Source organism: Nocardia carnea (assembly GCF_029869215.1).
GTDB lineage: Bacteria > Actinomycetota > Actinomycetes > Mycobacteriales > Mycobacteriaceae > Nocardia > Nocardia carnea_B.
Genome location: NZ_JARWPM010000355.1, coordinates 1 through 12,558, shown reverse-complemented (window position 1 = coordinate 12,558; position 12,558 = coordinate 1). Strand labels below are relative to the sequence as shown.

3 protein-coding genes are annotated in these 12,558 nt (G+C 72.0%); all 3 read left to right on the top strand.

Annotated elements, in window-relative coordinates; all coding sequences use genetic code 11:
* Nucleotides 1-311: 311 nt before the first annotated feature.
* Nucleotides 312-518, top strand: a complete 207-nt coding sequence (locus tag QH276_RS24800) for a hypothetical protein (protein ID WP_280398548.1) — start codon at nucleotides 312-314, stop codon at nucleotides 516-518.
* 313 nt (nucleotides 519-831) lie between these two features.
* Nucleotides 832-11,121, top strand: coding sequence for an AMP-binding protein (locus tag QH276_RS24795; RefSeq protein ID WP_280406920.1), 10,290 nt, complete (start codon nucleotides 832-834; stop codon nucleotides 11,119-11,121).
* A gap of 292 nt (nucleotides 11,122-11,413) precedes the next feature.
* Complete coding sequence (locus QH276_RS24790) at nucleotides 11,414-12,436, top strand: alpha/beta hydrolase (RefSeq protein ID WP_280398550.1); 1,023 nt, start codon at nucleotides 11,414-11,416, stop codon at nucleotides 12,434-12,436.
* The last annotated feature ends 122 nt before the right edge of the window (nucleotides 12,437-12,558 follow it).

Below are 12,558 nucleotides of genomic sequence, written 5' to 3'. Positions count from 1 at the left end.
CGACGACGATATCGTCCTGCTGGAATGGACCGCTGACACCCAGGGCCATGTTCTCACCGACGGTGTCGACACCTTCCTCATCCGTGACGATCGGATCCAGCTGCAAACGGCCCGGTTCACCGTGCACGCGAAGGAGAGCTTTCTGGCAGAGTTCTTTCCTGATGGGAAAGAGCGGGCAGAGATCGAGGACGGCGCCCAGCACATGGTCGCGCTCAGTCGCGCGACCCGGCTTTCGGAAATGCGCAAGAGGCCGGGCCTGGCCCCCCCCCCCCGTCCTGGAAATCGTCGCGGCCGGTGCCGCCGGGGCGACGGTGGTGCTGCTCCCGGACAACGGCCGGGCGGGGATCCCGGCCGGCGAATGGATCACACATCTGTGGTCCGGCGGCACGGGACCGGCCCTGCTCGGCCCGGGAACACCGGGCGATCTCGTCGCGCTCATCACGGACGAGCCGGCCGCGGTAGATGCGGTCCGGGCCGGGGTGGGGTGCACGCTGGACCTGTCCACCCTGCTGGCCTGAACCGGCCCCGGCCGTCGCCCGGACCGGGGTCCGCCGCCGGGGAACCGGTGCGGCCGGGGGAAGGAAGTCCGATACGGTCGCTGGATGGTCGAACTGTGGCCGGGGCGGTAACCTGCCGGGTGCCATACCGGGCTCCGGCGCATTGTGGCAGGCTGCCACCATGCCGCGGGCCACGGTCGGCGCGGCGGTGAAGTGCGATAGGCAGGCGAGGCGGACAGATGGATGCGGTAGTCGGTCAGCGGTGTGACCACCTCCGGGAGACAGCATGACGCGGCCGGCCCGGACCAGACCGCAGCGCACCCGGCGGCCCCGCGTGACCACTCTGCCCCAGCTGATCGCCAATGCCGTCGAAACCAACCCCGACGGCGTCGCACTGATTCTCGCCGACGGCACCGGCCCGCTGGAACAGGTCGGCTACGCCGATCTGGACGCCTGGTCGAGCCGGCTGGCCCGGGCGCTGATCGCGCGCGGTATCGGCCCGGAGGATCTGGTGGCCGTGGCAATTCCGCGTTCGCTGGACGCCGTGCTCGCCGTCTGGGCGGTCGCCAAAACCGGTGCCGGCTTCGTGCCGATCGACCCCGCCTACCCGCCGGGCTGGGTCGCGCATCTGCTCGCCGACGCCGGCGTGACCTACGGCCTGGCCGTTTCCTGGGTACGCAACGAACTACCCGTGGAGATCGAATGGCTGCAGGTCGATACGGTCGACACGGCGCGTTCGCTCGAACAGTTCTCCGCCGACGCGGTGACTTATGCCGACCGGGTCCGCCCGCTACGCGCCGAGCACCCGGCCTATGTCAGCTACGACACGGACGGTGAGACCGCGCCCGACGGAATTGTGGTGACCCAGGCCGGGCTGTCCGGTCTGTGCGCCGAACAGCAGGGTCGCTACCGGGTCGAACCCGAGGACCGCACGCTGAACTTCGCGCCGATGCCCGCGGATTCGTCGGTACTCGAACTCCTGCTGGCGCTGGGCGGGGCGGCGACCATGGTCGTGGTGTCGCCGCTGGTGACCCGCGCCGACGAAGTGGCGGCGCTGCTGCGGCGCACCGGGGTCACCCATGCCTATCTCCCGCCGGACGCGCTGCGGCTGATCGATCCGGCCGGGCTGGACGAGCTGGGCGTGGTGGTGACCGGGCGCCGCCCGTGCCCGCCCGAGTTGGTGCAACGCTGGGCGATTCCGGTGACCGGCGGCTCGATGCGCGCCCTGTATCAGGGATACGGCCCGGCCGAGACCACCGTGATGACCTGTATCAGCTCACCGCTCACCCCCGGCGGCCCGCCCACCATCGGCGCGCCGATCCGCGCCGTCACCGCGCATATCCTGGACGAGCGGCTCGCCCCGGTACCCGACGGCGCGGTGGGCGAGTTGTACCTCGGCGGACCACAGCTGGCCCGCGGCTATCACCGCCGCCCCGGGCGGACGGCACAACTACTGGTGGCCGATCCGTTCGCCGACGACGGCTCCCGCCTGTACCGCACCGGCGATCTGGTGCGCCGCGGGCCCGGCGGCGATATGGAGTATCTCGGGCGGGTCACCGTGCCGGCGCTGGACGATTCGGCGGTAGTCCCGCGGCGGGGTCGGGCGGACGATCCGGCACCGGAGTACGCTGCCGCCTCGGACCAGTGGCCGGTCGGCGAACAGACCGACTACGAACAGAGCCTGCCGATCCGGGATTCGGCGGACGGGAGTCGCGACGGCGGCGGCCATGGTGTTGTGGCGGAGCTGTCGGAAGACGGCCGCGTCGGTGTCGGTGAGCCGACGGCCCCGGGCGGCGACCACCAGCAGTTTTCCCGGGATACCGAGCCCGAGAGGGACAGTCGGCTCGCGTCGGAAAAGCGTGACCTCGACCTACCTGGCCGCGGCTATCTCGAGATGCCGGACCGCCAGCACACGCTGCCCGGTCGTGGCGGCCGGAATGCCGCGAATCCGGTCGAGCCGCACGGTTCCCCGACCCGGGACCAGGAGCCGGCAGGCTACGAGGGCTCGGAGTCCGCGTTCACCGGCGCCTCCGAACCCGGTTTCACCCAGCCCCAGTCGGCCGACGACTGGCTGAGCCGTGGCCGGCAACTACCCGGGCCGGAGGACCCGGCACCGAAACGCGCGGCGTCCGGCCCGATCGCCGATGATGCCACCGCGTTCTACGATCCGCAGACCGCGGCCGACGATCAGGAGCGACCCGCCGGACCCGGCGCCCCGGCACCCACCCTCGGCCGGCCACTACCCGGCCGGCCGGACTGGGCGGCACCCCCACCGCCCGCCGAATCGCCGCTGCCCGACCACACTGGCTCCGGCCCGGTCTCCCCGGAGACCGGGGACGACGAGCCCGCCCCGCCGGCCCCGCGACTGCCCGTGGAACGTCCCGAGACGATCCCGCTGTCGCCCGGGCAGTTGCGGCTGTGGCAGCGCAACCAGACCGCCCCCGAATCGGCCACCGAAACGATCACCGCCGCGATGCGCCTCACCGGGAGCCTCGACGCGACAGCCATGCAGGCCGCGGTCGCCGATGTGGTGGACCGGCACGAAACCCTGCGCACCGTCTACCCGGCGGCCGATGGTGTACCGCACCAGGTGGTGCTGCCCCGGGAACAGGCCGTGCCGGAGGTGGTCGCCGAACCGGTACCGGCCGCGGAGCTGGCCGGCTGGCTGCAGGCGTTGGCGCAGACCGATTTCGACGCCGCCGACCCCGAACAGGTCCCGGTGCGGTTCGCGCTGGCCGAACTGGGCCCCCGCGAACATGTCGTCGCGGTGGTGGTACACCGGATCCTCGCCGACGAGGTTTCCGCCGGCCTGTTGCTCCGGGACCTGCTGCGGGCTTTCCTCGGCCGCCGCAACCGGTCACGGCCGCTGTGGCAGCCGCTGTCGGTGCAGTACCTCGACTATTTCCTGAGCCGCCGGGCCGAACTCGGTGATCCCACCGATCCCGGCTCACTCGCCGCTCGCCGGCTCGCGTTCTGGCGCGACCGGCTGGCCGATCTGCCGCCGCGTATCGATTTCGCGGCCGCGTCCGACCGGCCCGACGGTACCGGGCAGGGCGTGCACGCGTTCGATATCGGCACCCGGACCCATCGCCGGATCGCCGATATCGCCCAGCGGGCCGGTACCTCCGAATTCATCGTGCTGCGGGCCGCATTCGCGGTGCTGCTGGCCCGGACGGCCGCGGCCACCGATATCGTGCTGGGCAGCTCGGTACGCGGTAACGACGAACGCGAACTCGACGACGCGATCGGGCCCTACGCCAATACCGTCGTGCTGCGCACCCGCATCGATCCGGCCGAATCCTTCCTCGACCTGGTGGCGCGGGTCGCCGAATCGGACCGCCGGGCCTTCGCCAATGCCGACCTGTCGTTCGAATCACTGACCGCCGCCCTCGGGGTCGAGGGCCCGCTGTTCGATGTGGCGATCTCGTTGCGGCACAACGATATTCCACGGCTGGAGATGCCGAGCCTGGCCACCGAACCCGTCGAGGTCGCCGGTGCGCCGGCCGATGCGGTGCTACGGCTGGTGATCGACCCGCATCGTGCCCCCGACGGTTCCCCGGACGGTATCGCGGCGGCCTTCCAATTCGCCGCGGACCGGCTCGGCCGGACCACCGTCGCCGAGGTGGCACGGCGGTTCCAGCGGGTGCTCACCGTCGCCGGGGGCGACCCGGACGGCCCGGTGGGCGATATCGACCTGCTCTCCCGGTCCGATCTGGACCGGTTGCTGGTGGTGTGGAACGACACCCGCTACCCGGTGGCACCGGAACTGCTGCTCGACGGTTACCGCCGTACCGTCGCCATCCGGCCCGATACGGTGGCCGTGGCCGATGCGGACTCCGAGCTCACCTATCAGGAATTCGATGCCCGGGTGAACCGGCTGGCGCGCCGGCTGATCGACGCCGGTGTGGGTGCGGAAACCGTGGTCGGTATCGCGCTCCGGCCCTCACCCGACCTGGTGGTCGCGATCTACGCGGTGCTCACCGCGGGCGGCGCGTACCTGCCGCTGGACCCCCGCGATCCGGCGCACTGGACCGGGCAGGTCCTCGACGCCGCACGCCCGGCCCTGGTGCTGGCCGACCACGCGACCGAATCCCGGTCGGCGGCGGCGCTGCGCGCGAGCGGGCAACCGGCCTCCGTTCTCGTACTCGACGCCGCCGAGATCGCCCAGTACTCCACCGAACCGGTGCGTGCCGAGGAGCTGCTCCGGCCGGTGCGCCCCGGTAATGCCGCCTGTGTGCTTCCTGTTTCGGCCGCGCCGCAGGGGCCGGAACTGGCGGTGCTCTCGCATAGTGCGGTCAACAACCAGATCACCCTCATGCTCGCCCAGTACCCGCTGGGATTCACCGATATCTACCTGCAGCGCAACGCCGTCACCAGCGATATCTCGCTCTGGGGTTTCTTCCTGCCGCTGCGTGCCGGCGCGCAGCTGGTACTGGCCGGGACCGCGGATGCCGGGCAGGTGGCCGCCGCGATCGCCCGGCACGGGGTGACGGTCACCGATTTCGGATCGGCCGAATTGGCCGATTTCGCCGGACTTGCCGACCCGGCCCGGACGGGCAGCCTGCGCGAAATCTTCGTGACCGGCGAACCGTTGTCGCCGGATACCGTGTCCACCCTGCGCACCCGGTGCGGCGCCCGAGTGCACAACCTCTACGGAACCGCGGAGACCACGGTTTCGGCGACCTCCTGGCCCGCCGCGGGATCGGCGGAGCGATCGGTGCCGATCGGCCTGCCGCAGTGGAACACCCGGGTCTTCGTCCTCGATTCGCGGTTACGTCCCGTACCACCGGGCGTGCCCGGCGAACTGTACATCGCCGGCGACCAGCTGGCCCGCGGCTACGCGGACCGGCCGGCGCAGACCGGGAACCGTTTCGTGGCCAACCCGTTCGGATACGGCGCCCGGATGTACCGCACCGGTGATCTGGTGCTGTGGCGCGATGCCACCCCCACCACACCGCAGCGCCTCGACCTGCTGGGCCGCGTCGACGATCAGCTCCGGCTGAGCGGCCATCGCATCCATCCGGCCACGATCGCGGCCGCGCTGCGCTCGCTACCGGATATCGCCGACGCCGCGGTGCTACCACGCGGTTCCGGCGCGAGCCCTGCTACCGCGATACCGGGAAGCCGGCTGGTGGCGTATGTGGTGCCCACGGGCGGCGAGCCGGATCTCGCGCAGATCCGCGCGGGGGTCGCCCGGCTGCTGCCGATCTCGCAGGTTCCGGCGGCATACCAGCCGGTCGACGCGATCCCGCTGAACGCGGACGGTACACCCGACCGCACCGCTCTCCCGGCTCCCGAATCGGTGCCGCCGCTGGAACCTGCCCTGGATCCGGGCGATTCCGCGGGGGATCACGCAGACACTGCCGCGGTAATCGGAACCGGGGCCGCCGAGCCGGATACGGCGTCGGTGGGCGATGCCGGTGACCGGGTAGCGAATATGCCGTCGGCCGGCGGCGAGGCACCGCAGACTGTGGCTCGAGTCGGTGCGGACCGGTTCGGCGCCGCAGGCAACCGCAGCTCGGTTGCGCCCGATCAGGTTGATTCCGAGCGGTTCGAGGGCAGTGAGCGCCGCGCCGATCTCGCTGCCGACCAGCCTGGTGCCGCGCTCGGCGCCGCAGGCGACCGCAGCTCGGCCGCCGCGCTCGGTGACGCCGGCGACCCGCGCTTGCCGGCCGGGTCGGGTGATGCTGTCGACCCGCGCTCGGCTGCCGGGCCGGGTGACGTGGGTGACCGTGGTTCGGCTGTCGTGTTCGGTGATCCGGGTTCGGCTGCGGCGTCGGGCGATGCGGGCCGCCTGAGTTCGGCTGCCGCGCTGGACGGCGCCGCAGGCGGGACCGCTGCCGACGAGCTCGGCCGTGTGGGCAGCGCGGGGGAGTCCGAGACAGCGGGCGCCGCGGGGGGCCGGCTCGAAGAGTCCGAGGCTGTCGGTGCCCACGCCGCGCGATCCGAGGTGAGCGGTGTCCCGGCGACCGGAACGGCCTCCCTCTCCGAGGCGAGTGAGCCGGTGCCCCCGGCCGGCGGAACCCCCTCGCGGACGGCCGCGAGTGACAACGGAACGGCCGGTGCCGCCGAGGTTTCCGGGGAACTGCCCGCGACGCCCACCGCGATCCGCCTCCTCGAGTACCCGTTGCCCGGTGTCGAGGTCCGGTCGATCGTGCTGGACCTGCCCGCCGATCAGCCGCTCGAGCACACCGAAGAGGTCGTGCGGGCGCTGGTGGTGCGGCACCCGTTGCTGTCGGCCCGGCTCGACAGCAGCGATCGGACCCCCACCTTGTGGATTCCGCCGCGTGATCAGCGGGGCGACCGGCAGTACTGGTGGCTCGGCCCGGAAACCGGCGAGAACGCCGTCGCCACCGACGATGTGGTGCAGGCGGCCGCCGACGCCCTCGACCCGGCGACCGGCCGCAATATCCATTTCGTGGTCACCGGCACCGAACCGGCCCGGCGGCTGGTGGTGGTGGCCAACGGCCTCGTCGTGGACGACCGGTCCTGGCGCGTGATCGTCGATGAGCTGATCGCCGGCGAGACCGCCGCGGCGGTTGCGGAAACCCGGGTCGCGCAGCTGGTCCAGGCGCTGGATCAGCGCGCCCGCTCCATCGATCTGCTCGACGAGGCGGGCTGGTGGCGCCGGAATCTGGCCGGCGCCCGTACCGCGGCGCCGCTGGGTACGGTCGATCTACGGCCGCGCCGCCGGGTCTCGCTGGCCATCACCGCCGAAGGCACCGCGGCCGTGACCGCGGCGGCCGGCGCCTACGACGCCACCGTGCCCGAGGTGCTGCTGACGGCCGTGGCGATCGCCCTGCGCACCGGTGAAGACGGCGCGGTGGCCCGCGCCCTGGGGTCGCTGGTGCGTTGCGACGCCGACGCCCGCACACTGGTGGGCCGCGCCGAAAACCTGGTCGGCGGCTTCGCCACCGAGTTCCCGCTCTCGGTACGGATCGCCGATATCGACACCGCCGACGCGCTGATCGGCGGCCCCGCCGCCGGGATCGCACTCGTCCAGATCCGCGATCTCGTTCGTTCGGTACCCGGCGGCGGCGCCGGCTACGCGCTGCTGCGTTATCTCAACACGGAAACTGCCGCCGAATTCGCCGCCGCCGATTCGGGCCTGTTCACGTTGCGTTACCGCGACCTACGGCCCGCCCGTGTGCACACCGACGGCCCCGCGGACGGGGTTCCGCTGGTGTTGACGGTCGATGTCACCGACGAGGGCCTGCTGTGCCGCTTCGACTACGCGACCGAGGTGTTCGTGGGCGAGGATGTGAAAACCTTCGCCGAACACTGGGTTCGGGCCCTCGGCGGCCTCGCCGAACACGGCCTGCGCGCCGGCGTCGCTCCCGGCCTCGAACCCGCCCCGGTCGCGCCGCCCGGCTCCGACGCGTACGCCCCGGGGCAACCGGCCGCCCGCGAACGTCCGGGCGCCGGGGAATCACCCGAAGCCCAGGCGCACCAGGGCCCGGCGGACCCCCGCCGGCGCCGGGCCGCCGCCGGCCTCGAATCCCCGGCCGCGCCGGATATCTTTCCGTCGCCCGATCCCCTGCCGGAAGCACCGGCGCCCGGCCACCTCGGCGAGGCTTCCGCCACGGGTTCGCATGGCGAGACTTCCGTACCGGGTTCCGTAACCGACACTCCCGTGCCCGGCCCCCCGGGCGACACCCCTGCGCCCGGCTCTTCGGGCGGAGCATCTGTGTCCGGCTACTCGGGCGATACCCCTGCGCCCGGTTCTCTGGGCGGCACCTCTGGGCCCGGTTCTCTGGGCGGCACCTCGGCGCCCGGTTCTCCGGGCGGAGCATCTGCGCCCGGCTACCAGGGCGAAAACCGTGCACCCGACTCTCTGGGTGGAACGCCTGCGCCCCGCTATCCTGGCGAAACCCGGGCGAACCGCCATCTGGGCGAGATCCCTGCTGCGGGTCCCCCGGGCGAGAGGCCCGGCCCCGGCTCCCCGGGCGAGATTTCTGCCCGAGGGAACCTCTCGCCGGAGACTCCGGACGCGGAGACCACCTCACTGCTGCGGCCGGTCACCGACGCACCGCCGCCCGCGAATCCCGGACTGCCGCAACGACGGCCCCGCACCGGTGCCGACTCGACGGACACTGGCAATCGGAGCGAGGCGGGGTCAACTCCCGCGTCCCCGGACTCCGGGGGTGCTTCCACAGCAAACCCGCTATCGCCTCCGGGATCCGGCTCGGCGGGTATCCAGCACGCGCCGCCCGCCGAGTCCGGGATTTCCGCTCCCGCCGCTCCGGGGCTGCAGCACCGGCCGGCATCCGGCGCCGAATCCACCGCAAGCGGCCTCCCGCAGCGGCGCCCCGGACCCCTGGGCGGTGCGCCCTCCTCCGGGCCGGATTCCGGCACCGCCACGCGGGGAGATTCGGGTTTGCCGCAGCGTCGTCCTCGGCCGGCTGTGGAGTCGCCGGAGACTGGGACCGAAAACCGAGAGGCAACCGATTCGGGCCGGGGTGCGTTGCCGCAGCGCCGCCCCGATTCGGTGGGAGATTCGCATTCGCCGGTCGCGGATTCCGGTGCCGCCCGAACGGGTGACTCCGGTTTGCCGCAACGCCGGCCGGTAGCCGGAACGGATTCCGCGGCGGAGTCTCTCCCGCAGCGAACGCCGGGCCCGCAGAGCGCTACCGGCCCGTCCCCTGACGATTCCGGCGCCACCGCGACGGATTCAGCTTTGCCGCAGCGCCGTTCTCGGCTGGGTGCCGAGCCGGGGGAGACCGGGGCCGAGGAACAGGTGATGCCCGTTTCGGATCCGGGTGTGTTGCCGCAGCGGCTTTCCGATTCGCCGGGTGGTTCGCATTCGGCGGTCGCGGGTTCCGGTGCTTCTGGACCGGAGGGTTCCGGGTTGCCGCAGCGTCGGCCGGCGTCCGACTCCGCGGCCGGTGGGCTGCCGCAGCGGCGGTCCCGCGCCGCGGATCCGGCGCCGCAGCCGACGTCGTTCGCCGACCTCGGGCCAGGTCTCGCGCAGCCCGAGGTCTTGCCCGGCGAAACGCTCGACGACCCCGGCCCGGATTCGCCGGCCGGACCCGTATCGCTACCGCGGCGGCGTCCGGTTGCCGCGGAGGAAACCGCGATGCCCGGCTCCGAACCGGCCGCCCCGCCGGGCCCCGCACCGCGAGTGCTGCCGCAGCGCCGCCCGCGGGCCGCCGAAGCGTACGAGCCGCAGGCTCAGGACACTCCCGCACCGCCATCGGCCCCGCTTCCGCAGCGGCGCCCGGCAGCCGGCGGCCGGTCCGCTCCCGAGGCCACTGCGGCGGCGGAACAGCCGGCCGGCGAGAGCGCCGGGGCAGACCCGGTGCGCGACGCCGGCGGCGGTCACGGATCCACCGCCGATCCCGAGCCCACCACCTTCCTACGGCCGATCACCGATGTGGAGACCACGACGTATATGTCGCCGGTCCTCGATATCGGCGCCCGCGACGACGAGAGCACCCTGCTGTCGCTGTTCGACGATCAGGTGGCCCGCACGCCGGCCGATCCGGCGGTCCGGCAGGGTGCGCGGTTGCTCAGCTACACCGAACTCGATCGCAAGTCCCGGGCCCTGTCGGTGGAGCTGATCCGGTTCGGTGTCGGCGCGCAGACCCCGGTCGCGGTGGCCATGCGACCCGGTATCGACCTGGTGGTCGCGATCTGCGCGGTGCTGCGCGCCGGTGGTGCGTACGTGCCGGTGAATCCGGACGGCCCGGCCGGGGAGCTCGACCGGATCCTGGCCTCGGCGGCGCCGATCTGTGTGCTGAGCTTGTCCGACGACGGAGTGACCACCGGTACCGGTATCCCGGTCGTCGCGATCGACCTCCTCTATCTGCATCTGCCGGCCGCCCCGGCCGCGGACCCGGTGGTCGCCGTCGACGATCTCGCCGATATCCGGTATCACCCGGATACGGAGACAGGTGTCACGACCACCCACCGGCAGCTGATCGAACGACTGCGCCGGGCGCAGCGCAGCCATCCCTACGATGCGGACGACCTGGTTCTGCACGCGGCCCCCACGGTCGGCGATATCACCCTCTGGGAGTTGTTCCGCCCGCTGCACAGCGGTGCGCAGATCCTGATGCCCGACCATCCGGGCCGGGCAGCGGATCTGTCGCGGTCGATCTCCGCCAACAAGGTGACGGTCGTCCATGTGGTCCCCTCCCTGCTCGATCGGTTCCTCGATTCGGTGACCGACGGCGGTGGCCGGGCAGCGCATCCCAGCCTGCGCCGGCTCTGCGTGGACGGTGCCGCGCTGCCGCCGGGCGGGGTGGAGCGGTTCATGACGCTGCTGCCCGGTGCGGAGCTGGTCATCTGGTACGGCCACAACGAGACCGGGGTCATCACCGTGGGGTCGGTGGGTGGCCGCCCGGTCACCAACGACCGGGTGTATCTCCTGGACGAGCGGTTGCGCCCGGTGCCGCCGGGCACGGCCGGTGAGATGTACATCGGCGGCCCCCAGCTGGCCCGCGGATATTTCGGCGATCCGGGCGCCACCGCGTCCGGGTTCATCGCGGCGGCGGGGGGCGGCCGGCTCTTCCGGACCGGCGATATCGTCCGGCGGCGGGACGGGGTCCTGGAATATCTGGGCCGGGTCGAGCGGCCCGGCGGGTCGCTGGCGGTGGGGTCGCGCCGGGCCGGGCATGATTGAGCGCGGCCCGTGCGCTGTCACCACCGCGGTGTTCCATCGTGCTGAATGCGCATAGCGTGCGTGGCCGGACCGAGATATTCGGACAACGCTACGGTAACGATATGTCCACGCCGTACGACTACACAGGCGGAACCTCCGGGGCGGCTGACGCGTGCCCGGTTACTGTGAGGCGTTCGGGTCCCCGGAACGGTACTGATCGGTGCGTGGAGTGAGCCCGGATGAAGATTCGAGACGAAGCGAAGGTGCGAAATTGATACGTCGACTCAGCCGGCGTGGCGGACGCGCCGCGGCGATGGTCGCGGCCACAGCGGTGTTCGCGGGAGTGATGACCGGACTCGGCGGTAGTACCGCCGCGGCCGACCCGATCATCGAGTCCAAAACCCTGCTCGCCGACCCCACCTCGCCCAACGGGTCGCGCATCGTCAAAGCCGAGTACAAGGACGATCGCAACCTGCGCCTGTACGTGCACTCCACGTCCATGGACAAAGAGATCATCGTCGACGTCCAGCGGCCCGCCGACGCCTCGGTACCCCGGCCCACGCTGTACCTGCTGAACGGTGCGGGCGGCGGCGAGGATTCCGCGTCGTGGCAGGCGCAGACCAATACGCTCGAGTTCCTCTCGGACAAGAACGTGAACGTCATCCAGCCCATCGGTGGTAGCTGGAGCTACTACACCGACTGGATCGCCGACGATCCGGCGCTCGGCCGCAACAAGTGGAAGACCTTCTTCACCGAGGAACTCCCGCCGCTGGTCGACGGCGCGCTGGGCACCAACGGCGTGAACTCCATCGCCGGGCTGTCCACCTCCGGCACCACCGTGCTGGCGCTGCCCATCGCGAAGCCGGGCCTGTACAAGGCGGCCGCCGCCTACAGCGGCTGCGCGCAGACCAGCGATCCGGTCGGTTCGGAATTCGTGAAGCTCACCGTCGAGACCTGGGGCGGCGGCAACACGATGAACATGTGGGGCCCGCAGGGCTCGGAAGAGTGGGTCGAGAACGACCCGTACGTGCACGCCGAGGGCCTGCGTGGTCTGGAACTGTATGTCTCCACCGGTAACGGCCTGCCCGGCCGCTGGGACACGCTCAACGGTCCGCACACCCTGCCCGGGTCCTACGGGCTGGCCAACCAGCTCATCGTGGGCGGGGTGATCGAGGCGGGTACCAATTTCTGCACCCACAACCTGAAGAACCGGCTCGATTCGCTGGGTATCCCGGCCACCTTCAACTTCCGCGAGAACGGCACCCATTCGTGGGGATACTGGGAAGACGAGTTCCGGGCTTCCTGGCCGGTCCTGGCCAAGGGCATGGGTATCTGAACCCGCACCGCGCTGTGCCGATAGGTACGGGGAGCACTTGAGACGAGGGGGGGGGGGGGGGGGGGGGGGGGGGGGGGGGGGGGGGGGGGGGGGGGGGGGGGGGGGGGGGGGGGGGGGGGGGG

Coding starts and splice junctions, on each gene's coding strand:
- QH276_RS24790 (WP_280398550.1), top strand. CDS start 11,414: ATGGTCGCGGCCACAGCGGTGTTCGCGGGAGTGATGACCGGACTCGGC.